We start from the raw sequence: 26,272 nt of genomic DNA, 5'->3' as shown, positions 1-26,272 counted from the left end.
CTCCAACGTCGACACCGCGATCATCGCGGTGTCGCTCGCCGTCGAACTGGACCTCGGGCGGATCGAGCGGTTCCTGGCACTGGCCTGGGAGAGCGGCGCGCAGCCGCTCGTCGTGCTGACCAAGGCCGATCTGGTCCCGGATGCCACGGGAAGGTCGTATCTCGTACAGGACGTCGAGACGGTGGCACCAGGAGTGCAGGTGCTGCCGGTGAGTTCACTGACCGGCGAAGGGATGGACGTGCTGGCGGCGGTCGTCTCCAGCGGTACGAGTGTCCTGCTCGGTGTGTCCGGCACGGGCAAGTCCACGCTGGCGAACGCGCTGCTCGGTGAGGACGTCATGGAGGTGCAGGCGGCCCGTGACGTCGACGGCAAGGGCCGCCACACCACCACCACCCGCAATCTGCTCGCCCTCCCCGGCGGCGGGGTCCTCATCGACACGCCCGGACTGCGCGGCGTCGGGCTGTGGGACGCGGCCACCGGCGTCGGCCAGGTCTTCTCGGAGATCGAGGAACTGGCAGAGGAGTGCCGATTCCACGACTGCGCCCATGAAGGGGAGCCGGGCTGCGCCGTTCTCGCCGCGATCGAGGACGGCGTCCTGCCGGAACGCCGGCTGGAGAGCTACCGCAAGCTGCTCCGTGAGAACCAGCGCATCGTCGCCAAGACCGACGCCCGTCTGAGGGCCGAGATCCGCCGCGACTGGAAGCTGAAGCACGCGGAGGGGCGCGCGGCCATGCAGGCGAAGCGTGGCCGGGTGCGCTGAGGACGCCCCGGGGCGTCGGCGGTTGCCCGGGCGTCGTCGCCCCGCCGCTCACGACCCCGGGGCCGCGGCGCCGGGGTCGTACCCCGGCCTCACGTACCCCGGCCTCACGTACCCCGGTGTCCCGGGCCGCGGTGTCCCGGGCCCCAGGCTTCGGGCCCGCCAACGGACACCGCCACCCGTACCCAGGCCGCGGCCCGTCCTGCGGGCCGCGGCCACCGTCATGTCCGAAAACCGCTGGAGTCCGTGCCCCGCCACGACGGACACTGGACGGTGTGATGGACGAGGACACCAGGTACGAGGCCGTGAGCAGCCGGGACGCCCGGTTCGACGGGGAGTTCTTCTTCGCGGTCGAGACGACGGGGATCTACTGCCGGCCGAGCTGCCCGGCGGTGACGCCGAAGCGGAAGAACGTACGGTTCTTCCCGACCGCCGCGGCCGCCCAGGGCCATGGCTTCCGCGCCTGCAGGCGCTGCAGGCCGGACGCCGTGCCGGGGTCGGCCGAGTGGAACGTGCGCGCCGATGTCGTCGGCCGGGCCATGCGGATGATCGGGGACGGGATCGTCGACCGGGAAGGCGTGCCCGGGCTCGCGGGTCGGCTCGGGTACAGCGCCCGGCAGGTGCAGCGGCAGCTCAATGCCGAGCTGGGCGCGGGGCCCGTGGCGCTCGCGCGGGCCCAGCGCTCGCACACCGCGCGCGTGCTGCTTCAGACGACCGGACTGCCGGTCACCGAGATCGCGTTCGCGTCCGGGTTCGCGAGCGTGCGGCAGTTCAACGACACGATCCGGCAGATCTACGCCCGCACACCCACCGAACTCCGCGCCGAGAGGGGAACGAAGCAGGCCGCGAACGCCTCGGGCATCCCGCTGCGCCTGGCCCACCGGGGCCCGTACGCCGCCCGTGAGGTCCTCGACCTGCTCGCCCACGAAGCCACGCCCCGTATCGAGGAGGTCGTCGGCACACCGGGTGACCGTACCTACCGGCGCACCCTCCGTCTGCCCTACGGATCCGGCATCGTGGCCGTCGACGAGCGCTCCGCCGGGCCATGGCTGGAGGCCCGGATCCATCTGACCGATCTGCGCGATCTCACCACCGCAGTCCAGCGGCTGCGCCGGCTCTTCGACCTGGACGCCGATCCGTACGCCGTGGAGGAGCGCCTCTCGGCCGATCCGCGGCTCGCGCCCCTGGTTTCCGCCCGTCCCGGACTGCGCTCACCCGGCGCCGCCGAGCCCGAGGAGTTCGCGATACGGGCCGTCGTCGGCGGCGCAGAAGCGGCGCGGCTCGTGGAGATGTACGGAAAGGTCCTGGACCGGCCCTGCGGCGGGCTCACCCACCTCTTCCCCGAACCGGCCGTGCTCACCGGCCACCCGGTCGCCGGGCCGCTCGCGACCGCCCTGGCCGACGGTAGGGTGCGCCTCGATCCGGGCGCAGACCGCGACGAGGCCGAGCGCGCCCTGCTCGCGCTGCCCGGTGTACCGCCCGTGACGGCGGCTCTCATCCGGATGCGGGCACTCGGCGACCCGGATGTCGCCCCCGAGGGCGTCCCCGACGACGAGGCGTGGCGTCCGTGGCGGTCGTACGCCGTGCACCACCTCGAAGCCGCGGACCGGTCCTGGGGCGAGTCCGCGAGGTAGCGCCGTCCGCCCGAAGGACAGGGCCTGCCGCGGGCGGTGCCGCGGCCCCGCACTGTGCCCGAAGGGCTACGGGGGAGTGCCCGGGGGTACCTCGCAGCGGAAGCTCCGGGGGAGTGGCGGACCGGGCGGGACTCTGCGTTGCCCCACCTCCGACCCAGGATGCGTCCTCCTCCAGGCCCCAGCCGAGGATCTTCCCGGGGTGGATCCGGATGACCTCCTCGCTGAAGTGCGGCCCCGGTTCGTGCGGCCCCGTCAGCAGCTCCGCCTCGCCCCGGATGTCGACGCCGCGCGCACCCGCCATGACCGGCCCGCCGATGAGGATCGTGCCGTCCTCCTGCGGGGGCAGGAACGGGCCCCCACCGGGAAGTCATGGACCGTCAGCCCGCGATCACCGCACCCGCCCACGCTCCCACCACCAGCAGGCACGCGAACAGTTCCACCAGGATGCTGGTTCCCGCCGCGCGCATCACCGTTCGCGTCGATGCCACCGCCTCGCCGTGCCCGCCGAGCCGCAGCCGCTCGCACCAGTACACCCCGCCGACGAAGCCCACCACCGCGCCGACGACGGGCAGCAGCACGAATCCGGCCAGGGCCCCGAGACCGGCGAACAGCGCCATCCTGCGCGTGATGCCCACTCCTCGGATCCGGCGCGGCCCCAGCTGCCAGACGACCATCTGGGTGACCATCAGCAGCATGGTCGACCCGATCAGCACCCACCACGCGAGGGTCGTCTGCACCTGCACCGACCACCACAGCACCCCGGCCCAGACGAGCCAGGTACCCGGAACCCCCGGGATCAGCACCCCGAACAGGCCGAACAGCATCACCATGCCGACCAGTACGAGCTGCCATGCCTCCATCTGCCAAGGGTGCAGGACCGTAATCCGCTCCGCAGGTCGCACCGCACGGGGCGGTGCAGGTCGCGCTACCCGCGATGCTCCGCGCGTGGCCCCGGCACCCGGGCGACCCAGCCCTTCTCGTACGCGTGCCACCCCAGCTGCAGTCGGGTCGTCACCCCGGTCAGCTCCATCAGCCCCTTCACACGCCGCTGCACCGTCCGCAGCCCGAGCTCCAGCTGCTTCGCGACGCTCGCGTCCGTCATCCCGGCCAGCAGCAGCGACAGGATCTCCAGATCGGTGGCGTCCGGGCCGGGCGCCTCGTCCTGCGTCACCTGCGCGCCCGCGCCGAGACGCAGCGGCAACGCCTCCCGCCACACCGACTCGAACAAGCCCATCAGCGACTCCAGCAGTCCGCTCGCGTGCACCACCAGTGCCGCCGGCTCCGAACCCCGTCCGGTCAACGGCACCATCGCCAGCGTCCGGTCGGCGACGACCAGTTTGGTCGGCACCCTGTCGACGACCCGTACCTGCTCGTCGCGGCCGAGCGCCGCGGACAGTTCGATGAGCCCGGAGGGCCCGGTCAGCACCTCGCGCTCGACGACCACCCGGTAGCCGACGCCGCGCTGCGACGCCCTCTCCTCCGCCTCGTTCTCGCTCCCTGACACCGCGATCGGTTCTCCCGTCACCAGCGCGCAGACCTCGTCCGTCGCGCCCAGCTGAAGCTGCAGAAAGCGGTGTGCCACCGCGCTCGTACCCGTCACCACCTCGACCAGATCGTGCACGGCCTCCTGCGCCGCCTCCGCCCGGTACTCCCGCACGAGCAGCGCCGCGGCCAGCTCGGCCTGCTCCAGTTCGTGGCGCTGCTGGGTGAGCAGCGCGCCGAGCGCGACGCCGGGCGGCGCCGCCACCCAGCGGCCCGCACCGGCGGAGGACTGAGCGGCCAGCCCGTGCCGTTCGAGGCGCCGCAGTGCGCTCTCGGTGTCCGGCTCCGGAAGCGCGAGCCGGTGTGCCAGATCGGCGACCTCCGCGGCGCCGAGCGCCACCAGTGCGCGGTACGCCGACTCCTGTCTCGCGTCGAGACCTATCGCTCCCAGCACCTCAAGACCCTCCCCGGACCTGTCTGTTCCGCTTGCCGCGGGCGCGCCGGAATGGCGGAAACCGGCCACGGCGCAAACCCGCCGCTCACATCATCCCCGTACCGCCCTCACCTCTGCCAATCTGACGCCACCACAGCACCGACGGTCGCCGGACATGACCTCTTCAGGGTTCTTGTCCGCCGGTTCGTCAGAGGAGCGGTGTGTCCGCCACGGCGCCTGGGGCGCGCCGTGGACCACACGGCAGAAGTGGTGAAGCGGTGGACCTGAGGAGCGAGTTGACCGACGGGAGCGAGAACCCGTCACACGGACAGTGGAGCGCGCATCCGGAGTGATGCGCTGACGCCACCGGTACGTCCGCCGGGCGGCCCTCCCGTGGGGGGTGGGGCCGCCCGGCGGACTCATTCGTACACCCATTCGCGGACACAATCTCCCGTTGCCCCGTTTTCCACCGGCCTCCGCGGTGGACAATAGGGGCATGAGCCAGCAGGGGGAGAGGCCCGCCAGCGCCGACGACTGGTGGCAGCGGCTGTACGACGACTCCGTACCGGACACCGGCCCGGCCCCGTCGACGGGGGACACCGTCGACGACCGTTTCGACTCCGCGGTCGACACGGTGGGCACGGCATCGGCGCATCCGCACGCGCCTCCTGTGCCCCCGCCCGCGCCGGCGGCCCCGCCCGCGCCCCCGGCGACGCCGCGGGTTCCCGAGGACCGCCCGCGCGCCTGGTGGGATCCTCTCGTGCCCGGGGCCCGCGCCCCCTGGGAACGCACCGCCCCACCCGCACCGACCACCCCGCCCGAGAGGCCGGGTGCCGGTGCGACAGGGGCCGCCGGTGGACCCTCCGTACCTGCCGTACCCCCTCGGCCGCAGGCGGCGCCGGACGGTCCCGCCCAGGACGCCCCCGTCCCCCCGCCCCGGCACGGCCCACCCCCACGGCCCCGCCCCGGCCACGTCGGGGACCGGCCGCCGACGTACGACGCGGAGCCCACCGCGCTGCCCGCCGCGGACCCGCACGAGTTGGGTGAGCTGGTCGCGGACACCGTGCTCGACGGGGCCCGGTACGGGACCTACACCCTCCGCGCCGCGTCCGTGCGGGGGGACTCCGCGCGCTACCGCGGCGAACCCCGTCGCGACGCCCTCCTCACCGCACGCTTCGGAGCGGGCGAGGGCGCGCTCCTGCTGGTGGCCGTGGCCACCGGGGCGCGGGCCACGGAAGGGGCGCATCGCGCCGCGGCGGACGCGACACGCTGGATCGGCGGGGACGTCGGCCGCAGTCACGCCCGGCTCGCCGAGGACATAAGGGCGGGCCGCCGGGGGGACCTCAAGTCGGGGCTGCACCGGCTCACCGACCGTACGCTGGGCAAGCTCCGCGCCCGCGCGGTCGAACTCGGCTCGGCGCCCGAGGAGTACGGCGCGAGCCTGCGCTGCCTGCTGCTGTCCGCCGACCCCGCCTGCCGCACCCGTGTGTTCTTCGGTGTCGGCGACGGCGGGCTCTTCCGGCTCCGTGACGGCGTCTGGCAGGACATCGAGCCGCCCGCGCCCCTCGGGACCACGGGGGAGCCCGTCGTCGGCTACGGTTCACCCCCGTCAGAGACCCCCGGTGGCGACAGGCTCACCATGGACCTCGGTGTCCCGACACCCCCCTCTCCGCATGTCGACGCCCCCGTCCCGCCGCCCGCCGAGCCCTTCCGCTTCCGTGCCTCCGTGGCCCGCCCGGGCGACACCCTCCTCCTGTGCAGCGCGGGCCTCGCAGAACCGCTCCGGGGTGAACCGGCTCTCGCCGCCGAACTCGCCGGGCGCTGGGCGGCCCAGGAGCCTCCGGGCCTCGCCGCCTATCTCGCGGACACCCAGCTCAGGGTGAAGGGTTACGCCGACGACCGTACGGCCTGCGCGGTCTGGGAGGCGTAACCGACCGGGCCGTGGATAGATGGATTCATGGCCAAGCAGAACGTCGCTGAACAGTTTGTCGACATCCTCGTCCGCGCCGGCGTGCAACGGATGTACGGAGTGGTGGGCGACAGCCTCAACCCTGTCGTCGACGCCATCCGGCGCAACGCCGCCATCGACTGGATCGCGGTCCGCCACGAAGAGGTCGCCGCTTTCGCCGCCGGAGCCGAGGCACAGGTCACCGGCAAGCTCGCCGCCTGCGCAGGCTCCTGCGGACCCGGCAATCTCCACCTCATCAACGGCCTCTACGACGCGCACCGTTCCAGTGCGCCCGTACTCGCCCTCGCCTCCCACATCCCCTCGTCCGAGATCGGCCTCGCCTACTTCCAGGAGACGCACCCCGACCACCTCTTCCGCGAGTGCAGCCACTACTGCGAGCTGATCTCCAACCCGCAGCAGATGCCGCGCCTCCTCCAGACGGCGATCCAGCACGCCGTCGGCCGCCGAGGCGTCAGTGTGGTGGCACTCCCCGGTGACCTCGCCTCCCAGCAGGCCCCCGAGAAGTCCATCGAGCACGCCCTGGTCAACACGCGGCCGACCGTCCGTCCGGGCGACGTGGAGCTCGATGCGCTCGCACGCATGATCGACGACGCGGAGCGTGTCACGCTCTTCTGCGGCGCCGGCACCGCCGACGCCCACGCCGAGGTCATGCAGTTCGCGGAGCGCATCAAGTCACCCGTCGGACACGCGCTTCGCGGCAAGGAGTGGATTCAGTACGACAATCCGTACGACGTCGGTATGAGCGGGCTCCTCGGCTACGGCGCCGCGTACGAAGCCACACACGAGTGCGATCTGCTGATCCTGCTCGGCACGGACTTCCCCTACAACGCGTTCCTCCCCGACGACGTCAGGATCGTCCAGGTCGACATCCGGCCAGAGCACCTCGGTCGCCGCACCAAGCTCGACCTCGCCGTCTGGGGTGACGTACGCGAGACGCTGCGCTGTCTGATCCCGCGCGTGCGCCCGAAGACCGACCGGCGCTTCCTCGACAAGATGCTGAAGAAACACGCCGACGCGCTGGAAGGCGTCATCAAGGCGTACACCCGCAAGGTCGACAGGCACGTCCCGGTCCATCCCGAGTACGTCGCCTCCGTCCTGGACGAACTCGCCGACGAGGACGCCGTGTTCACCGTCGACACCGGTATGTGCAACGTGTGGGCCGCCCGGTACATCACGCCCAACGGCAGGCGCCGGATCATCGGCTCCTTCAGTCACGGCTCGATGGCCAACGCCCTGCCCCAGGCCATCGGCGCGCAGTTCATCGACCGTGACCGGCAGATCGTGTCGATGTCGGGCGACGGTGGATTCTCCATGCTGATGGGTGACTTCCTCACCCTCGTCCAGTACGACCTGCCGGTGAAGGTCGTCCTCTTCAACAACAACTCGCTGAGCATGGTCGAGCTGGAGATGCTGGTCGCGGGCCTGCCCTCGTACGGGACCGAGAACCGCAACCCGGACTTCTCGGCGATCGCGCGGGCGGCAGGGGCCTACGGCGTACGTGTGGAGAAGCCGAAGCAGCTCGCGGGGGCGCTGAAGGAGGCTTTCAAGCACAAGGGTCCGGCCCTCGTCGACGTCGTCACCGACCCCAACGCGCTCTCCATCCCGCCGAAGATCAGGGCCGAGATGGTCACCGGATTCGCGCTCTCGGCCAGCAAGATCGTTCTGGACGGCGGCGTCGGCCGGATGGTTCAGATGGCCCGCTCGAACCTTCGCCATGTACCCCGGCCATGACGAGCGGAGCGTGCCGCGTCGATAACACGGTGTGAAATCCGCATGCGTGGCCGCACGGCGGCGGGGCATGCATTCGGAGTGCCTGTTCGAGCAGGACGAGACGGAAGGGACCGTTCCGACGTGCGGTGGGGGATGATGACGAGACGTCAGGGAAGGTCCGGGCCTGCGCAGCTGCGCCGCAGAGTGGGGCGCTCGGATCTGAGGGCCGTACCGGAAGTGAGGCGCGCGCTGCGTGACTTACTGGGGCACGGCGACTGGGGCGGACCGGGCTCGGCCGAGGTGGCGGAGCTGCTGATCAGTGAGCTGGTGACCAACGCGCTGATACACACCGACGAGGGCGCGCTCGTGACGGCGACCGTGGCACCGGCCCGGCTCCGGGTCGAGGTACGGGACTTCACGTCCGGGCCGCAGGAGCCGCAGCTGCCGGTCCCGGCCGCTGCCGACGACAGTACGCACGGCAGGGGCCTCGTGCTCGTGCAGAACCTCGCGGACGCGTGGGGTGTGCGGGCGCACGCCCTGGGCAAGGTGGTGTGGTTCGAACTCGACGGCGGGCAGAAGTGACCGTCGTGGACGGCGTCCGCGTCCGGAGGTGACCGCCATGGACGGCGGGCCGACGATCGTTCCGAATCGGTCGGCCCGCCGCCCGTTCAGCCGAACTGCTGCTCCAGATCCTTGAGCTTGCGCTCCAGCGAGTCGAGACGGGGCAGCGCCTGTGTGTCGTCCTCGGCGGTGAGATCGACCGTGACGGGCGTGACGGGCTCAGCGCCCCTCACGGCCTGAAGGGAGGGCCGGGGGCGTGGCAGCTGTCCCGGCGCCGATATGGCAGGCTCCGCGAGAGGTTCGACCGCGGGCGGCGCGGAGCCGGAACCGCTCAGGGTGGTCACCTCCACCTGCCGCCCGCCGCGGGAGCGGCCCCAGGCGCGGTGCTGCCGGTTGAGCGCACGCAGCCGTGCCCGCTCCAGCTTCTCCTGTTCGCGCCTGCGCAGCCGGTTCTGCTCCTTCTCCCGGCGGTCCTCGCGGACCTCGTCGACCGCCTCGTCCAGGGTCCGTACGCCCTCGAGGAGCATCAGCGACCAGGCGCCGAAGGTCTCGCGGGGCGCCCTCAGCCACCGTACGACCCGGATCTGCGGCAACGGGCGGGGCACCAGACCCTGTTCGCGCAGCGCGGCCCTGCGGGTCTGCTTCAGCGCGCGGTCGAAGAGCACCGCGGCGGACAGCGACATGCCCGCGAAGAAGTGCGGGGCGCCGTCGTGGCCAAGACCACGCGGGGCGTGCACCCAGTTGAACCAGGCGGCCGCACCGGCGAACATCCAGACGAGCAGCCGGGAGCCGAGGGCCGCATCGCCATGGCTGGCCTCGCGCACCGCGAGCACCGAACAGAACATGGCGGCGCCGTCGAGACCGAACGGGACCAGATACTCCCAGCCGCCGGAGAGATTCAGGTTCTGCCGGCCGAAGCCGACCAGGCCGTGGAAGGAGAGCGCCGCGGCGACCGCGGCACAGCAGAAGAGAAGTACGTAGGAGGCGGTGCCGTAGACGGCTTCCTTGCGCCTGCGGCGCTCCTCGGTGCGCTCCCAGGAGTCGTCGGCCGCGGAACCGTCACCGGCACGCTTGCTGCGCGCGAGCACCGCCACCGCCGCCACGACACCCGCGAGCAGCACACCGCCCGGAAGCAGCCAGTCCAGCGATATGTCGGTCAGTCTCATTGAGGTCCCTTGCATCATTGCACCTGCGTCGCGGTAGGGCGTTTCGGGCGCCATATTGGCCGAAGTCCCGGGGCGGTCACGGGGTTTCGGGGCAAGAGAGCGCCAAGGGGATGCCAGGGCAGACAAATAGGGGCGTTACGCTCGAACGCCTGTCGAGTGGATGGGCCATGTGTTCGATCGATGTCGCTCGGGCATCGGGCGGGGCAAGGTGTTTCGTCAGCCCCGTGGGGTGGCGCCGAGCCTGCGCACGCGGTCGGCGTCGCACGTGCGAGGACAGGTGACACAGCTGGCGTCGGGCCGCACCGTGTAGAACAGGCAGCAGCCCGCCCGGTCGCGGGTGGACAGCGGCTCGCCGCCCGGCCCGGTGAGTTCACGGAAGCCGGCCGTGCCGACGTACGGCGCGCTCGCGCCGGGGAGCAGCGTCTCGAGTTCCGCCATCGCCCGGTGCTCCTCGCCCAGCAGCTGCGCGACGTACCAGAGGCCCTCGACGATCTCGTCGGTGACCATGCCCCACAGGGCGCGCCTGCCGCGCCGCATGCGCGGTCCGAAGCCCTCCAGGACCGGTCCCATGTGTGCGGCCACGGCGTCCCGCAGCTCCCCGCGCAGCGCCTCCTCGTCGGGCACGACCCGCGCACCGGGGAGCGTGGCGGCCGGGTCGCCGGGAAGGCAGGCGAAGTCGCGCACCCGGACGGTCAGCAGGCCGAGGGCCCGCTGGAAGGAGACGTCCCCGGCCGCTGCCCGGGGCACGCGCCGGTCCAGGAACCACGGAACCGTGAACAGCAGACAGACCGGCCACGCGTAGCGGTGCAACCCCAGGCCGGCGACGACATCGGGGCGGGCCTGCCGGCCGTGGTCGCGGAGCACCTGCACGTTGTCCCAGGCCAGAAAGGCGTCCAGCGCGGCGCCGCCGGCCGCGAGGTCCGCCGCCACGACCCAGCCGCCTTCGCTCGGGGCCTCCTCGCCGTCCGCCGGCTCCCGGATCCTCAGCCCCGGAAACGCTTCGGTCAGGCGCGCATAGGCGTCCGTGAAGGGGGTGGCGGCGGATGCGGGAGCGGCAGGCCGCGAACCGAGGGCAACGGCGGGGACGGTCATACGGGAGACCACCGAATCGCGATCGTTAGCAGGTTAGCCTTACCTTACCCGATGTGATCGATGTTTGAACTGCCGCCACCTCCGCCTATGGTGCACAGGGGGCCCGTGCCGCGAGCCGGGCCCGGTACGAAGCCTGAGGAGGACCCGAGTGGAGCAGGGCAGAGCGCGCGGGACCGCCGCGGCACAGCCGTATGCGTCCTCCCACACGGCGGACGCACAGGTGCGCGTCCCGGAACAGGTCCGCGGTGAGCACACGCACAGTGAGCCCCCCGCACCGGGCGCCGTCGTCCGCCACTCGGTGCGCGGCCAGATCCTCCACGCTCTGCGCACCGCGCTCGTCGGCGGCGAACTGGTCCCCGGCGAGGTCTACTCCGCGCCCGCCCTCGGTGAACGCTTCGGAGTCTCCGCGACCCCCGTGCGCGAGGCGATGCAGCAGCTCGCCGTCGAAGGCGCGGTCGAGGTCGTCCCCAACCGCGGCTTCCGGGTCGTCCGGCGCGGCGCGCGCGAGCTCGCAGAGCTCGCCGAAGTACGGGCCCTCATCGAGGTCCCGGTCATGCTTCGCCTCGCCCGCACCGTGCCCGCCGCCGGCTGGGCCGAGTTGCGCCCGCTCGCCGCGGCGACCGCCAAGGCCGCCTCCACCGGCGACCGCGCGGGCTACGCCGAATCCGACCGGGCCTTCCACCGCGCGGTCCTCTCCCTCGCCGGCAACGAGCAGCTCGTCGCCGTCGCCGACGATCTTCACCGCCGCTCCCAGTGGCCCCTGACGGACGCCGCGGCAGGCGGTCACCCGAATACGGCCGACATCGCCCACCGTGCGCTTCTGATCGCCGATGCCGCAGAGCACTCCGCGCTGCTGGACGCCCTGATCGCGCAGGATCTGCCCGTGGTGCAGTCGTTGGTGCGCGAGCACTTCACGGGCGCGGACCGCTGAGGCCCGCTCATCGCCCGGCGCCGCCGTCCCCGGACGCGGTCGTTCCGCTCGCGGGACAGAGCCTACGGGGCACGGTATGGGCCCTGGCCGACCAGCTCGGCGTGATGGCACGGACACCCGGTGAGCTGATCGGTGCCCTGACGGCCGACGCGCGCCGCAGACTGGTCGTCCTGCCGGACCCGCAGGCCGCCCACGATCCGCAGGCGATCGCCGAACTGGTCGGCGCCCTCCGGGACCTGGGCCACCTCCGGATCGTCACCGGGACGTGGTCGGACGAGGCGGAGACGGCGGAGACTGCGGACGCGGACGGCGCCCCGCCGGACCTGGAGGACCCGGCCGCGGTCTGTGCCGGGGACCCGTTCCGGGTGACGGCCGCGTACGACCTCCAGGGCGACGCGCACGGCGGCCTGCGGGACCTGGAGGACCCGGCCGCGGTCTGTGCCGGGGACCCGTTCCGGGTGACGGCCGCGTACGACCTCCACGGCGAAGCGCACGGCGGCCTGCGGGCCGCCTGGTTCCGGGCCGGACCCTCACTGATCCGGGACCAGCCGGTGTCCGGACGCGCCCTCGTCCTGCTCACCGCGCTCGGCGACGACGCGGACCCGCGACTGCGACCGGCGCTCACCGCGCTCGCCGCCGACGCCCCGTGGCGGGTCGACTGGACGCGGGTGCGAGGAGATCTCACCCCGCCCTGGCCCGGGCCCGTGGCCGCGCTGGCCCACGGCACGGGCCGCTGGGCGGACCATCTGCTCGTGTGCGACCAGCGCGGCACGATCCGATCGCTGCACCCCGACGACGCCACGCCCATGGCGGGCTCCGTCCCCATGCCCGTACGGATCACCGCGCTCGCCCCGCTCCCCGACGGCACGCTGCTGATGCTGGACGAGCGGGGACGCCCGCACACCCACGGCCGTACGCCGCTGACGGAGGCCGTCGCCGCCACCCTCGCGAAACACCCCGGCACGGCACTGGCGGCCACCGACGGTCTCGTCCTGGCCGGCGACCGGCACGGCTCCCTGCACGCGTTCGGCCTGCGGGGCCTCCACCAGGCCGCTCCGCACCGAGGCCGGGTGACATCCGTGACCGTGCTCCACGACCCCGCACCGCTGGTCTGCAGCGGAGGTGCCGACGGCACGGTCCACACCTGGTCCCCGGGCGGGTCGGCGGGCGGCGCGCCGCTCACGGAGCGCCCCTGCCCGGTTGTAGCGCTCTCCGGCCTCGGTCCCGCTCTCGCTGTCGCCTGGGCCGACGGCCTGGTGGAACTGCGCCGTCTCGACACGGGTGAGGTCCTCGGCTTCCGCCCCGGACAGCCGGTGCGCGGGCTTGCGGTCTGCGGTGACCGGTCGGTCGTCATCGGGACGGACGAGTCGCTGTTCCGCCTCACGGCACGACCCGCGCCCGCTCCCTGAGGCCGGACCCGGGCTGCTTTCCCACCTCCGGTGGCAGCCGGGTCCGCCCGGCGACGCCCGCCGGGCGCAGTCGGCTCCCGTGCGGCGCGGGCCCGCGTGGTTCAGCGCGGCTCTTCTGACGCCGGTGGCACGGCCGGCGGCTTGCGGCGACCGCGCAGCCATACGGTGAGGGCCCCGAGCCCTCCGGCGCCGACGAAGAAGGCCACCTTCGCGCCGACCTTGACAGAGACCCAGCCGAGCAGGACGGGGACGCGCCAGCCCTGCCACCACGCGACGCCCACCATCGCCAGCGCGGTGACCGTTCCGGCCGCGACCGCCACGGCGGTCCTCGCCCTCGTCCACATGTGCCCGTCCGCGCCGTCCCCCGTGTACGTGTTCATACGCGTCAGGCTAGATGCGGAACTTCCTGTACCCGTCCACCTGAAGGACGATCGCGAATCCGACTGCGGGACCGGTCGTGACGCTCAAGTCCGTGGACCGGAAGGTGCTTGTTTCCAGCGCCGCCGAACCGGACGTGCGGCGGCCGGAACGGCGCTCACCTGCGGCTCGGTCCACGGTGCCCGCCGGCCGGCCGCGCCGGGGCGTCACACCGCCGTGGCGGACGCCGGTGCCGTCTGCGCCGGCGGGGTCAACTGGTCGGCGAGCCACGTCGGTACGCCGCCCAGGAGACGGAAGAGGCGCCCGGCCTCGGCGCGCAGACGCTCCGCCTCCGGCTCCGGCTCGGTGTCGGCGAGGGCGGCGAGGGCCGGGGCCGTACCGACGAGATAGCCCAGCTCCTCGCGGATCCGCAGCGACTCCGTGAATCCGTGCCGCGCTTCGGCCAGTTCGCCGTCACGGAGGGCGAGCGCGGCCAGATGGCGCCAGGTGAAGGAGAGCAGGAGCGTGTCGCCCTGGGCGACGGCGCCCGCGTGGGCCCGGTGGTAGGCCGCGCGGGCGGCCTGGGGGGATTCGGCGAGGTGTTCGGCGACGAGGCCCCGGCGGAAGTCGAGGAGAGGGCGGCCGGGGGCCGCCGGTGCGAGCAGCGCCGCCGCCCGGCCGAGTGCGGCCCTGGCCTCGTCCGTCCGGTCACGGACACTCAGCACGGTCGAGGCGTACGCGAGTTGTCCGCGCTCGCAGGCCGCCGCGCCACGCTCGTCGTCGTCGCCGGCCGCGGCCTCCGCACTGCGCAGGGCGTCCTCGGCGTCCTCCCAGCCCTTCCCGGTGAACAGGCAGCGTTCCACCAGCAGCGCCGCGCGCTGCAGCGTGAGCGCGGGGGACGACGAGTGCGGGGCGAGCAGGGCCGCCGCGTCGGTCCAACAGCCGCGCGAGCGCAACCGCCATACCGCGGTCTGGAGGGCATCGTCACCTGCGGTGGTTCCGGAACCAGACATGGCGGTATCCGCCACATTGCCCTCCCCGAGCGCGCCATTGTGCTGTTGAGTCAGACCGAATCTCAGCATGGATAGGCATGCCTGGCCAAGAGGTCTGGTGAATCAGTTCACAATCACGGGGTGTTGCGCCGTTGCGGGCAGGTGACAGCGGCGCGACCCAGGGGCGCTCAGATACGCCTGCACGCCCCCGTTCGGGTGGAACGGCCCAATGGCTTGACCGTGGACCGCCTTGACGGCCGCTCGGGGCCGAGAGCGGGAGCAGCAGGGCCGTGGTCAGCTGATCCTCAGCGCCAGGAAGAAGTCCAGCTTGTCCTCGAGCCGCGACAGATCGCGGCCCGTCAGCTGCTCGATCCGGCCCACCCGGTACCGCAGCGTGTTCACATGCAGATGCAGCCGTGTCGCGCACCGCGTCCAGGACCCGTCGCAGTCCAGGAACGCCTCCAGCGTCGGAATGAGCTCCGCCCGGTGGCGCCGGTCGTAGTCGCGCAGCGGGTCCAGGAGCCGGGCCGTGAAGGCGCGGCGGACGTCGTCGGGCACGAAGGGGAGCAGCAGTACGTGCGAGGCGAGCTCATGGTGCCCCGCCGCGCACACCAGTCCTGGGCGGGCGGCGGCGACGCGGCGGGCGTGGCGGGCCTCTTCCAGGGCGCCGCGCAGGCCCTCCGCGGAGTGGACCGCGGCGCTGACACCGAGGGTGAGGCGGCCGTCGCCGTCGAGCCCGGCCGAGAGGGGGTCGCGGACGACGGCGAGCAGGGCGTCCGCGTGGAGTCCGGCGCTGCTGGTGCCGATGTCGGCCGCGGGGCCCTGGACCAGATCACCGGATGCGCCGAACGCCTCTGAGGCGGCCGTCGCGGCCACGGCGGGCAGCGGCACCAGCGCGATCGCCTCCTCCCCGGTGTGCGCGACGGCGATCCGGTCGGCCGACTCCGCCCCTGTCGTCGCGGGGTCGACCAGGATCTCCTCGAGGAGCGACTGGCTCACGGGCCCCGCCTCGATCGGGGCACCCGACTGCTGCTCCCACTCCACCCGCGCGACGACGACCTGCCAGTGCGGGGCGGTGCCGAGGCCGGGCAGCAGCACGGGCGCCGCGACCCGGAGCCGCGCGGCGATCTCGGCGGGCGCGGCGCCGGTCTGGACGAGCTCGAGGACCTCCTGGGCGAGTCTGCGCCGTACCGTGCGCGCCGCCTCGCGCCGGTCGCGTTCGACGGCGATCAGCTGGGTGACGCCCTGCAGCAGGTCGAGGCGGGCGGCGGGCCAGTCCGACGCGTCGGCCTCGACGGCGAGCAGCCAGTCGGACAGCACGGTCTGACGGACGTCCCGCGACGCGGGCGCGGCGCCCCGTCCGGTGTTGTGGATCGGGAAGAGCGAATACGTCGTTCCTCCGGTGACGACGCGGTGCGGGCCACGCCGGCCGGTACGGGTCGCGGCCAGATGCTCGCCGGCGAGCGCGGCGCTCACCCCGGCGGGCAGCGGATCGCCGGCGCCCGCGATCTGCCGGCCGGTGGGGGACAGGACCCAGGCGCGCAGGTCCAGGTCCGAGCCGAGGAGGTCGAGGACGACCTCGGGGCCGCCGCCGGCCGGGCCCGAGGTCATCATCCGGCGGTGCCGGTCCACGACGGCGGCCAGATCCCCGGCCCGCTCGCCCGACACCTGTCGAACGACATGCTCGGTGATCGTTGCGAAAGCGACGGACTCGTTCACGGCGAACAGTGGCAGCCGGTGATGCAGACAGGCCCGGACGAGGTCCTCCGGGATGTCCCCGAGCTCCGCCTCGCCGGCCGCGAGCCCCACGACCCCTGAGCTTGCGAGAATACGTACAAAAGGCTCGGAATCCTCGGCGGAGCGACGCCAGGCCAGGCCGGTGAGGACCAGCTCACCGCCCGAGAGATAGCGGCTCGGATCCCGCAGGTCGGTGGTCATCACGCCACGGACGGTGCGGTCCAGCTCGTCGTCGCCGCCGAGCAGCCGCAGTCCCAGCGCGTCGGTCTCCAGCAGTGCGCGCAGCCGCATCTCGTCGCCGCCGATCTGTCTCGTTGTAGCCGTTGGACTGGTCAGGAGGTTGTGCCGTTGTTTCCGGAGGAAAGCGGAGAGGTTACCGGGTTCCGCCTTTCGTTCGAATCTACAAGACGAGGGTGGCGACCAGCCAACTCCTTCATGGTTTCGGTGACTGCACCGCGCGGGACGGTGCTTGTGTACTTGGGCCACACCGCGTTAACAGGACATGAATATCCAGTCGAGGCCCGGCCGTCCCCAGGTCCTTGTGAACGACCGAATCACGTAGAAGAGAGCCACTCATGGACTTCCTTCGCCCTGCCAGCTGGGAGGAGGCGCTCGCGGCCAAGGCCGAGCACCCGTCGGCTGTGCCCATTGCGGGTGGCACCGACATCATGGTCGAGATCAACTTCGACCACCGGCGGCCCGAGTACCTCCTGGACCTGAATCGCATCGTCGAGCTGCAAGAGTGGGAAGTCGGCGAGGAGAACGTCCGTCTGGGCGCCTCCGTCCCGTACACCCGGATCATGGAGAACCTCCGGGCGGAGCTGCCCGGCCTCGCCCTCGCCTCGCACACCGTGGCCTCCCCGCAGATCCGCAACCGTGGCGGCGTCGGCGGCAACCTCGGCACCGCGTCCCCCGCCGGTGACGCCCACCCGGCCCTGCTGGCCGCGGGCGCCGAGGTCGAGGTCCAGTCGGTGCGGGGTGCACGGTTCATTCCGATCGACGAGTTCTACACCGGCGTCAAGCGCAACGCGCTCGCCCCCGACGAGCTCATCAGGGCCGTTCACATCAAGAAGGCCGACGGCCCGCAGCAGTTCTCGAAGGTCGGCACCCGCAACGCGATGGTCATCGCCGTGTGCGCCTTCGGTATCGCGCTGCACCCCGGGACCCGCACCGTGAAGACCGGCATCGGCTCCGCCGCGCCCACTCCGGTGCGCGCCAAGGCCGCCGAGGAGTTCCTGAACGCCGCGCTCGAAGAGGGCGGCTTCTGGGAGAGCGGCAAGATCGTCACTCCCTCGATCGCCAAGCAGTTCGCGGAGCTCGCCTCCGCCGCCTGCAACCCGATCGACGACGTCCGCGGCACCGCCAGGTACCGCCGTCACGCCGTCGGCATCATGGCCCGCCGCACGCTCGGCTGGACCTGGGAGCAGTACCGCGGAACCGGCCGCACGCTTGAAGGAGCTGCCTGATCATGCGCGTGAACTTCACGGTCAACGGCCGTAAGCAGGAGGCCGACGACGTATGGGAGGGCGAGAGCCTTCTCTACGTGCTGCGGGAGCGCCTCGGCCTGCCCGGTTCCAAGAACGCCTGTGAGCAGGGCGAGTGCGGTTCCTGCACGGTCCGCCTCGACGGTGTGCCGGTGTGTTCGTGCCTGGTCGCCGCCGGCCAGGTCGAGGGACGCGAGGTCGTCACCGTCGAGGGCCTGGCGGACTTCGCCAGGCAGCGCGCCGAGCGCGGTGGTCAGGGGCACCTCCCACGCCCGGAGGCCTGTGGGGGAGAGGCCGGCGCCTGCGGCACCTCCGACCGGGCCGGTACGTCCCTCCAGGACGCGCAGCACCGGACCGCCGGAGGCACCGACTCGCAGACCGGCGAAGGCACGGAACTCGCCCCGATCCAGCAGGCGTTCATCGACGCCGGCGCCGTCCAGTGCGGGTTCTGCACCCCGGGTCTGCTGGTCGCTGCCGACGAGCTGCTGGAGCACAACTCCTCCCCGTCCGACGCGGACATCCGTGAGGCGCTCTCCGGCAACCTCTGCCGCTGCACCGGTTACGAGAAGATCCTCGACGCGGTCCGTCTGGCTGCCGCACGTCAGGAAGAGGCGGTCTGAGCACCATGGCGCTGAATTCCCGAGTCGCCGCCACTCCGGCGGGCACTCCCACCAAGGTCACCCAGGGGTCGCAGACCAAGGGCGGTATCGGCGAGTCCACGCTCCGCCCCGACGGCACCCTCAAGGTCACCGGTGAGTTCGCGTACTCCTCGGACATGTGGCACGAGGACATGCTGTGGGGGCAGATCCTGCGCTCCACGGTCGCGCACGCCGAAATCGTGTCCATCGACATCTCCGAGGCCCTCGCCCAGGCCGGTGTCTACGCCGTGCTCACCTACGAGGACCTGCCGACCGAGGTGAAGAACTACGGCCTGGAGATCCAGGACACCCCGGTGCTCGCCAACGGCGTCGTACGCCACCACGGCGAGCCGGTGGCCCTGGTCGCCGCCGATCATCCGGAGACCGCGCGCCGCGCCGCCGCCAAGATCAAGGTTGAGTACAGGGAACTGCCCGTCGTCACGGACGAGGCCTCCGCGACCGCGCCCGACGCGCCGCTGCTGCACCCCGGCCGCGACGACCACCACGCGGCCCACGTCGCGCACCCGAACATCGTCCACCGCCAGCCGATCGTCCGCGGCAACGCCGACGAGGCCGCCCGGCGCGCGGACGTGATCGTCAAGGGCGAGTACACCTTCGGCATGCAGGACCAGGCCTTCCTCGGCCCCGAGTCCGGTCTCGCCGTGCCGGCAGAGGACGGCGGTGTCGACCTGTACGTCGCCACCCAGTGGCTGCACTCCGACCTCCGCCAGATCGCACCGGTCCTCGGCCTGCCCGAGAAGAAGGTCCGTATGACGCTCTCCGGCGTCGGCGGCGCCTTCGGCGGCCGCGAGGACCTGTCGATGCAGATCCACGCCTGTCTGCTGGCGCTGCGCACCGGCAAGCCGGTCAAGATCGTCTACAACCGCTTCGAGTCCTTCTTCGGCCATGTCCACCGGCACCCGGCGAAGCTCTACTACGAGCACGGCGCCACCAAGGACGGCAAGCTCACACACATGAAGTGCCGGATCGTCCTGGACGGCGGCGCCTACGCGTCGGCCTCCCCGGCGGTCGTCGGCAACGCCTCCTCCCTCTCCGTCGGTCCGTACGTCGTGGACGACGTCGACATCGAGGCGATCGCGCTCTACACCAACAACCCGCCCTGCGGCGCCATGCGCGGCTTCGGCGCGGTCCAGGCGTGCTTCGCGTACGAGGCCCAGATGGACAAGCTGGCGGCCAAACTGGGCATGGACCCGGTGGAGTTCCGCCGGCTCAACGCCATGGAGCAGGGCACGCTCCTGCCGACCGGACAGCCGGTCGACTCCCCGGCCCCGGTCGCCGAGCTCCTCCGCCGCGTCAAGGCCATGCCTCTGCCGCCCGAGCAGCAGTGGGTGACCACCGAGGGCGCCGACGTCCGCGCGCTGCCGGGCGGTCTGTCCAACACCACCCACGGCGAGGGCGTCGTCCGCGGCATCGGCTACGCCGTCGGTATCAAGAACGTCGGCTTCTCGGAGGGCTTCGACGACTACTCCACCGCCAAGGTACGCATGGAGGTCGTGGGCGGTGTGCCGGTCGCCACCGTGCACACGGCGATGGCGGAGGTCGGCCAGGGCGGTGTCACCGTCCACGCCCAGATCGCCCGCACGGAGCTGGGCGTCACCCAGGTGACCATCCAGCCGGCCGACACCCAGGTCGGCTCCGCCGGCTCCACCTCCGCCTCCCGCCAGACCTACGTCACGGGCGGCGCGGTGAAGAACTCCTGCGAGGCCGTCCGCGAGAAGGTGCTGGAGATCGGACGCCGCAAGTTCGGCTCGTACCACCCGGCCTGGGCCACCGCCGAGCTGCTGCTCGAGGACGGCAAGGTCGTCACCGACGGCGGCGAGGTCCTCGCCGACCTCGTGGACGTGCTGGAGGACGAGGCCGTCGAGGTGGAGCTCGAGTGGCGCCACCGGCCGACCGAGGCCTTCGACCTGCGCACCGGTCAGGGCAACGGTCATGTCCAGTACTCGTTCGCCGCGCACCGCGCGGTCGTCGAGGTGGACACCGAACTCGGCCTGGTCAAGGTCGTCGAACTGGCCTGCGCCCAGGACGTCGGCAAGGCGCTCAACCCGCTGTCCGTCGTCGGCCAGATCCAGGGCGGTACCACCCAGGGCCTGGGCGTGGCGGTCATGGAGGAGATCATCGTCGACCCGAAGACCGCGAAGGTGCGCAATCCCTCCTTCACGGACTATCTGATCCCCACGATCCTCGACACGCCGACCATCCCCGTCGATGTGCTCGAACTCGCCGATGAGCACGCCCCTTACGGACTCCGCGGCATCGGAGAGGCCCCGACCCTTTCGTCCACGCCGGCCGTTCTCGCGGCGATCCGCGACGCGACGGGTCTGGAGCTCAACAGGACGCCGGTACGCCCCGAGCACCTCACCGGCACCTGATCCCCCACACCTCTCCGGACGGTGCGTGCCTCCCAGGAACCGCGCTGGTCCGTCCAGGAACGGCGCGGCTCCGTATGCCCGCACCGCCCGGAGAGCACGTACCGCACCGCTCGCGGTAGCGCACCACCCGGCAGCAGCCGGTAGCAGCAATCGTTCGTCTCGGGCCGTCCCCCGGGTCGTGCAGCCAACGCAAGATCCCAAATCCCGCAGCTCTTCCGGCGTTCGCGCCGTATGCGGGTGCCCCTTTGAACCTTGGGAGTAGGCATCATGACCCAGTCGTCAGTGGAGCCGAGGACCACGGCGGAGGACGCGGGCCCCGGCTCGCGCGTCCCCGCCGGACGGTCCTGGCTCGACCGGTACTTTCACATCTCCGAACGAGGATCGACGGTCTCGCGCGAGGTGCGCGGCGGCATCACCACCTTCATGGCGATGGCATACATCCTCCTGCTCAACCCACTGATCCTCAACGGCAAGGACGTTGCGGGCAACGTCCTCGGCCAACCGGGACTCATCACTGCGACTGCTTTCGCAGCCGCCGCGACCACCCTGCTGATGGGCTTCTTCGGCAAGGTCCCGCTCGCCCTCGCGGCCGGGCTGAGTGTCTCCGGCGTCCTCGCCTCGCAGGTCGTGCCCCAGATGACCTGGCCGCAGGCCATGGCCATGTGTGTGACGTACGGCGTGGTGATCTGCCTCCTGGTCGTCACCGGCCTGCGTGAGCTGATCATGAACGCGATCCCGCTCCCGCTGAAGCACGGCATCACGATGGGCATCGGCCTGTTCATCGCCCTGATCGGCCTGGTCAAGTCCGGCTTCGTCGGCAAGGGTTCGGAGTTCGGGCCGCCCGTCACCCTCGGCGCCGGCGGCGAGCTCGCGGGCTGGCCCGTCCTCATCTTCTGCTTCACCCTGCTCCTGATCTTCATGCTGCAGGCCCGGGCCGTGCCCGGCGCGATCCTGATAGGCATCGTCGTCGGAACCGTGGTGGCGGTCGTCGTCCACAACGTGGCCGGTCTCGATGCCAAGGCCTGGAACATGGCCCCGCCCGAGCTGAACGGCGGCGCGGTCTCCATGCCCGACTTCTCCCTCTTCGGGCATGTCGAGTTCGGCGGCTGGGGCCAGGTCGGCGCGATGACCGTAGGCTTCATCGTCTTCACGCTGGTGCTCGCCGGCTTCTTCGACGCGATGGCCACGATCATCGGTGTCGGAACCGAGGCCGGGCTCGCCGACGAGCGCGGCCGGATGCCCGGTCTCTCGAAGGCGCTGTTCATCGACGGTGCCGGCGGAGCGATCGGCGGAGTCGCGGGCGGTTCGGGACAGACCGTGTTCGTCGAGTCGGCCACCGGCGTCGGGGAGGGGGCGAGGACGGGTCTCGCCTCGGTCGTCACCGGGCTCTTCTTCGCCGCCTGTCTGTTCTTCACCCCGCTCACCGCCATCGTGCCGCCGCAGGTGGCCTCCGCCGCCCTGGTCGTCATCGGCGCGATGATGATGCAGAACGCCAAGCACGTGGACTGGAGCGACCGTTCGGTCGCCGTCCCGGTCTTCCTGACCGTCGTGCTGATGCCCTTCACCTACAGCATCACCCCGGGTGTGGCCGCCGGAGTCATCTCCTATGTCGCCATCAAGGCAGCCCAGGGCAGGGCCCGTGAGGTGGGCGCCTTCATGTGGGGCCTGAGCGCGATCTTCGTGGTGTTCTTCGCCCTTCACCCGATCGAAGGCTGGCTGGGCGTCCACTGACCCCGCCGCGTCCTTCACGTATTCCCCGACCGTTGAGGAGACCGACATGCTGGACATCGCCGACGAGCTGCACCGGTGGGTCGAGCAGGGACGCGACTTCGCCGTCGCCACCGTGGTGGCGGTCGGCGGCAGCGCGCCCCGCCAACCGGGTGCCGCACTCGCCGTGGACGGCGAGGGCACGGCGATCGGGTCGGTCTCCGGGGGATGCGTGGAGGGCGCCGTCTACGAGCTGTGCCGGCAGGCGCTCGAGGACGGTGTGAGCGTGTCCGAGCGCTTCGGGTACAGCGAAGAGGACGCCTTCGCCGTCGGACTGACCTGCGGCGGGATCATCGACATTCTCGTCACCCCGGTGCGTGCGGACGCTCCCGCCAGGGCCGTCTTCGCGGCCGCACTGTCCGCCGCCGCCGACGGCCGGACGGCGGCGCTCGTACGGATCACCGAAGGGCCCGCCGAACTGATGGGCCGCGCCCTGCTCGTCCGGGCGGACGGTTCGTACCAAGGCGGGCTGGGCGGTCATCCGGAGCTCGACCGCAGCGCGGCGGGCGAGGCCCGCGCCATGCTGGACGCGGGACGCACCGGCACCGTCGGGCTGGGTGAGGACGGGTCCCGCTGCGGGCAGCCGCTGACCCTGCTCGTCGAGTCCAGTGTGCCGCCGCCCCGCATGATCGTCTTCGGGGCCGTCGACTTCGCGTCGGCGCTGGTCAGGGTGGGGAAGTTCCTCGGCCACCATGTCACCGTGTGCGACGCGCGGCCCGTCTTCGCGACGAGGCGGCGCTTCCCCGACGCGGACGAGATCGTCGTCGAATGGCCGCACCGGTACCTGGAGTCGACGGAGGTCGACGGCCGTACGGTGCTGTGCGTCCTGACCCATGACGCCAAGTTCGATGTGCCCTTGCTGGAGCTGGCGTTGAGGCTTCCTGTCGCGTACGTCGGTGCGATGGGCTCCCGCCGTACCCATGAGGACCGCAACAGGCGGCTGCGCGAGGTCGGCGTCACCGAGCTCGAGCTCGCCCGGCTGCGCTCGCCGATCGGTCTCGACCTCGGTGCCCGGACGCCGGAGGAGACCGCGTTGTCGATCGCGGCCGAGATCGTCGCCGACCGCCGGGGCGGCAGCGGCGTGTCCCTGACGGGCGCGCACACCCCGATCCACCACGACGGTCCGCGTGCCCCGGCGGGAGTCATCGGGTCGGTCGCCTGAGGTCCGTCGCCTGACGCTGCCATGACGCTGCCATTTACGCCCATCGAGCGATAAAAAGGGCAAAAAGTTAGAATCGAGTCATGGGAGAGCGTCCCGTCGTGCCGAACGCGCCCGAGCTCGTCATCGAGACCGACGGGGGCTCGACGGTGATGAGTCCCGGCAGGGAGTATCACGTCGGGCGTGACCCTCTGAGTGAGATCGTGCTGGACGACGCCCGGGTGTCGTGGCATCACGCCGTGCTGCGCAGCGAGGCCGGACACTGGCTGCTCCTGGACGAGAACAGCACGAACGGCACCTACGCCGACGGTCACCGCGTCCGTGAGCGGGATGTGGGGCCGGGCAGCGTCATACGGTTCGGCAATCCCGCCGACGGGCCGAGGGCCGAACTCGTCGGACCGGCGGGGCCCTCCGCGTACAGCCGCCCTGCCCACGGCACCGGCCCACCCCCGGCTCCCGAGGCCCGTTCCGGTGCCGCCGGACATGCGTCCGCCGCGCCCCCCGGTGCGCACCCCGCAGACATGCAGGCGCCCTCCGCCGACGGGTACCCCGCAGCCGACGGACACCCTCCAGCCGACGCCCACCCCTCCGCCGTCTCCCTGCCTGCGGCGACCGGCACATTCAGGCAGCCGACAACGGTGCGCCCGCTGCCCACCCGGACCATCCGCATAGGCCGTGCCCCCGAGAACGACCTCGTCGTCGACGACCTCACCGTCTCCCGCAGACACGCCGAACTGCAGGCCCGCCCCGAGGGCACGTACGAGATCGTCGACCTCGGCAGCCACAACGGCACCTACCTCAACGGTGTGCGCATCACCCGCGCCCGGATCTCCCCGGACGACATCGTCGGCATCGGGCACTCGGCGTTCTGCCTCGTCGGCGACCAACTGCAGGAGTTCGTGGACTCCGGCGAGGTGTCGCTCGACGTCCAGGACCTCGCCGTGGCCGTGGACGGCGGCCGCAAGGTCCTCCTGGACCATGTGTCCTTTCCTGTGGGAGAGAAGTGCCTGCTCGCGGTCGTCGGACCGAGCGGCGCCGGGAAGTCCACCCTCCTCAACGCGCTCACCGGGCTGCGCCCCGCCGACCAGGGCACGGTCCTCTACGACGGCCGCGATCTCTACCACGACTACGCCGAGCTGCGGCAGCGCATCGGACTCGTACCGCAGGACGACATCCTGCACCTCCAGCTCACCGTGCGCCGGGCCCTCCAGTACGCCGCCGAACTGCGCTTCCCCGGTGACACCGCGGAGACCGAACGCGAGGCCCGGGTCGAGGAGGTCATCCACGAACTGGGCCTGGAGCAGCGCGCGGACCAGCCCATCCACACCCTCTCCGGCGGCCAGCGCAAACGCGTCAGCGTGGCCCTGGAGCTGCTGACGAAACCGTCGCTGCTGTTCCTCGACGAGCCGACATCGGGACTGGACCCCGGCATGGACCGCTCGGTCATGCACATGCTGCGAGGCCTGGCCGACGACGGCCGCACCGTCATCGTGGTCACCCACAGCGTGCTCAGCCTGGATGTGTGCGACCGGCTGCTGGTGCTCGCGCCCGGCGGCAGGGTCGCCTACTACGGCCCCCCCGACGACGCCCTCTCGTTCTTCGGTTTCGATCACTGGCCCGAGGCCTTCGAGGCGTTCGAGAACGACCGGGACCGCGACTGGGCGGGCAAGTACCGGACATCGCCCTTCCACCACCAGTACATCGCCTCGACCATGCAGCCCCGGCTGGCCGGAGGCCGGAAACCTCCAGGCCCGCCCGCGCCGCCCCCGCCGACGGCGCAGAGCTGGAGTGCCCAACTGAGCACCCTCGTGCGGCGCTACGCATCCGTGCTCAGTGCCGACCGCACCTTCATCATCATCATGATCGGGCTGCCGTTCGGGATGGGTTTCATGGCCCGGGGCCTGGCCGAGGGCAGATTCACCCAGGAGACCGCGATAGACGCCCTCCTCGTGCTGTGCGTGGGCGGAGTCCTGACCGGTATGGCGAACGCGGTGCGCGAGCTCGTCAAGGAACGCGTCATCTACCGGCGGGAGCGGGCCGTAGGGCTCTCGCGGTCCGCCTATCTGATGTCGAAGGTGGTGGTCCTGGGCGTCATCACGGTCGTCCAGGCCGTCGTCCTCACCCTTGTCGGACTCTTCGGGGTCAACCTCAGCGCGCCGGGCGGCGACGGTGTCCTGATGCCGCCGCTCATCGAAATCATCCTGGCCGTCGCGCTGCTGTCGTTCACCGCGATGATGTTCGGCCTCCTCGTCTCCGCCCTGGTGCCGAAGGAGGAGGTCACCATGCCGCTGCTGGTGCTCCTCACCATGGTCCAGGTCGTCTTCTGCGGTGCCCTGATGAAGCTGGACGGAGTCCTGGGGCTGGAGCAGTTCGCGTGGCTGGTGCCGGCCCGGTGGGCGTTCGGTGCCATGGCGGGCACGGTCGACATCCACCGCATCGTGCCGGGCCCGGACACCGCCGATCCGAGGTTCGACCACTCCGCCGGGGTGTGGCTGGTGAACATGGGCATGATGGTGGTGCTCTGCATCGTCCTGTGGTTCGCGGTCTCTGTGCTGCTCCGGCGCCACGAGCCCGCGATCATGAGGAAGTAGAGGGAGTGGA

The 26,272-nt window shown here is 71.8% G+C and carries 20 protein-coding genes and 1 pseudogene; 13 read left to right on the top strand and 8 right to left on the bottom strand.

Annotated elements, in window-relative coordinates; genetic code table 11:
• Positions 1–760: ribosome small subunit-dependent GTPase A (gene rsgA, locus ACFU5O_RS31910; RefSeq protein WP_384245730.1), on the top strand; the 760-nt coding region annotated here is incomplete at its 5' end.
• A gap of 275 nt (positions 761–1,035) precedes the next feature.
• Positions 1,036–2,391, top strand: a complete 1,356-nt coding sequence (locus tag ACFU5O_RS31905; RefSeq protein ID WP_384245736.1) for an AlkA N-terminal domain-containing protein — start codon at positions 1,036–1,038, stop codon at positions 2,389–2,391.
• 166 nt (positions 2,392–2,557) lie between these two features.
• Here the strand turns inward: ACFU5O_RS31905 and ACFU5O_RS31900 are convergent.
• From ACFU5O_RS31900 to ACFU5O_RS31890, 3 genes and pseudogenes are all read right to left on the bottom strand, one after another.
• Positions 2,558–2,680 (bottom strand): annotated as a pseudogene (locus ACFU5O_RS31900) (PPOX class F420-dependent oxidoreductase); the annotation flags it as partial.
• 88 nt (positions 2,681–2,768) lie between these two features.
• Positions 2,769–3,251: a DUF456 domain-containing protein gene (locus tag ACFU5O_RS31895; protein WP_384245728.1), complete on the bottom strand. Its 483-nt coding sequence runs from the start codon at positions 3,249–3,251 to the stop codon at positions 2,769–2,771.
• A gap of 65 nt (positions 3,252–3,316) precedes the next feature.
• Positions 3,317–4,327 (bottom strand): helix-turn-helix domain-containing protein, encoded by a 1,011-nt coding sequence (locus ACFU5O_RS31890; protein ID WP_384245727.1) that lies wholly within the window; start codon positions 4,325–4,327, stop codon positions 3,317–3,319.
• A 475-nt stretch (positions 4,328–4,802) separates the two neighbouring features.
• On the opposite strand from ACFU5O_RS31890, the gene ACFU5O_RS31885 reads away from it, so the two are divergent.
• The 3 genes from ACFU5O_RS31885 (at position 4,803) to ACFU5O_RS31875 (ending at position 8,567) form a co-directional block, all read left to right on the top strand.
• Positions 4,803–6,236: a protein phosphatase 2C domain-containing protein gene (locus ACFU5O_RS31885; RefSeq protein ID WP_384245726.1), complete on the top strand. Its 1,434-nt coding sequence runs from the start codon at positions 4,803–4,805 to the stop codon at positions 6,234–6,236.
• A gap of 27 nt (positions 6,237–6,263) precedes the next feature.
• Positions 6,264–8,006, top strand: a complete 1,743-nt coding sequence (locus tag ACFU5O_RS31880; protein ID WP_384245724.1) for a pyruvate dehydrogenase — start codon at positions 6,264–6,266, stop codon at positions 8,004–8,006.
• Between the two features lie 132 nt (positions 8,007–8,138).
• Positions 8,139–8,567: an ATP-binding protein gene (locus ACFU5O_RS31875; RefSeq protein WP_384245723.1), complete on the top strand. Its 429-nt coding sequence runs from the start codon at positions 8,139–8,141 to the stop codon at positions 8,565–8,567.
• A gap of 86 nt (positions 8,568–8,653) precedes the next feature.
• On the opposite strand, the gene ACFU5O_RS31870 is transcribed toward ACFU5O_RS31875, so the two are convergent.
• Together ACFU5O_RS31870 and ACFU5O_RS31865 are read right to left on the bottom strand one after the other, a co-directional pair.
• Positions 8,654–9,712 carry a DUF2637 domain-containing protein gene (locus ACFU5O_RS31870; protein WP_384245722.1) on the bottom strand — a complete coding sequence of 353 codons (1,059 nt, stop codon included), beginning with the start codon at positions 9,710–9,712 and terminating at the stop codon, positions 8,654–8,656.
• Positions 9,713–9,928: 216 nt separating this feature from the next.
• Positions 9,929–10,804: a (2Fe-2S)-binding protein gene (locus tag ACFU5O_RS31865; protein WP_384245720.1), complete on the bottom strand. Its 876-nt coding sequence runs from the start codon at positions 10,802–10,804 to the stop codon at positions 9,929–9,931.
• Positions 10,805–10,952: 148 nt separating this feature from the next.
• Here ACFU5O_RS31865 and ACFU5O_RS31860 point away from each other — a divergent pair, with 148 nt between their 5' ends.
• Entirely contained in the window at positions 10,953–11,735 is a 783-nt protein-coding gene (locus ACFU5O_RS31860) for a GntR family transcriptional regulator (RefSeq protein ID WP_384245718.1), read from the top strand.
• 104 nt (positions 11,736–11,839) lie between these two features.
• Positions 11,840–13,144 (top strand): hypothetical protein, encoded by a 1,305-nt coding sequence (locus ACFU5O_RS31855; protein WP_384245717.1) that lies wholly within the window; start codon positions 11,840–11,842, stop codon positions 13,142–13,144.
• A gap of 101 nt (positions 13,145–13,245) precedes the next feature.
• Here ACFU5O_RS31855 and ACFU5O_RS31850 read toward each other — a convergent pair whose 3' ends face one another.
• The 3 genes from ACFU5O_RS31850 to ACFU5O_RS31840 form a co-directional block, all read right to left on the bottom strand.
• Positions 13,246–13,524: a hypothetical protein gene (locus tag ACFU5O_RS31850; protein ID WP_384245716.1), complete on the bottom strand. Its 279-nt coding sequence runs from the start codon at positions 13,522–13,524 to the stop codon at positions 13,246–13,248.
• Positions 13,525–13,728: 204 nt separating this feature from the next.
• Positions 13,729–14,514, bottom strand: coding sequence for a hypothetical protein (locus ACFU5O_RS31845; RefSeq protein ID WP_384245715.1), 786 nt, complete (start codon positions 14,512–14,514; stop codon positions 13,729–13,731).
• A gap of 273 nt (positions 14,515–14,787) precedes the next feature.
• On the bottom strand, positions 14,788–16,521 hold the full coding sequence (locus ACFU5O_RS31840) for a PucR family transcriptional regulator (RefSeq protein ID WP_384245713.1): 1,734 nt from the start codon (positions 16,519–16,521) through the stop codon (positions 14,788–14,790).
• Between the two features lie 284 nt (positions 16,522–16,805).
• Between ACFU5O_RS31840 and ACFU5O_RS31835 the strand changes: the two genes are divergently transcribed.
• The 6 genes from ACFU5O_RS31835 (at position 16,806) to ACFU5O_RS31810 (ending at position 26,262) form a co-directional block, all read left to right on the top strand.
• Positions 16,806–17,696, top strand: coding sequence for an FAD binding domain-containing protein (locus tag ACFU5O_RS31835; RefSeq protein WP_384245712.1), 891 nt, complete (start codon positions 16,806–16,808; stop codon positions 17,694–17,696).
• Positions 17,697–17,698: 2 nt separating this feature from the next.
• Positions 17,699–18,334, top strand: a complete 636-nt coding sequence (locus tag ACFU5O_RS31830; protein WP_384245711.1) for a (2Fe-2S)-binding protein — start codon at positions 17,699–17,701, stop codon at positions 18,332–18,334.
• Positions 18,335–18,339: 5 nt separating this feature from the next.
• Entirely contained in the window at positions 18,340–20,745 is a 2,406-nt protein-coding gene (locus ACFU5O_RS31825) for a xanthine dehydrogenase family protein molybdopterin-binding subunit (protein WP_384245709.1), read from the top strand.
• A gap of 267 nt (positions 20,746–21,012) precedes the next feature.
• The gene (locus tag ACFU5O_RS31820) at positions 21,013–22,476 is read left to right on the top strand and encodes an NCS2 family permease (RefSeq protein WP_384245708.1); all 1,464 of its coding nucleotides are present in this window, start codon (positions 21,013–21,015) and stop codon (positions 22,474–22,476) included.
• Positions 22,477–22,522: 46 nt separating this feature from the next.
• Positions 22,523–23,674, top strand: coding sequence for an XdhC family protein (locus ACFU5O_RS31815; RefSeq protein WP_384245707.1), 1,152 nt, complete (start codon positions 22,523–22,525; stop codon positions 23,672–23,674).
• Positions 23,675–23,754: 80 nt separating this feature from the next.
• Complete coding sequence (locus tag ACFU5O_RS31810) at positions 23,755–26,262, top strand: FHA domain-containing protein (protein WP_384245705.1); 2,508 nt, start codon at positions 23,755–23,757, stop codon at positions 26,260–26,262.
• The last annotated feature ends 10 nt before the right edge of the window (positions 26,263–26,272 follow it).

The organism is Streptomyces sp. NPDC057445 (genome assembly GCF_042802855.1).
GTDB lineage: Bacteria > Actinomycetota > Actinomycetes > Streptomycetales > Streptomycetaceae > Streptomyces.
Note: the sequence above shows the minus strand (reverse complement) of the source record. Positions and strands in the feature narration are given on the sequence as shown.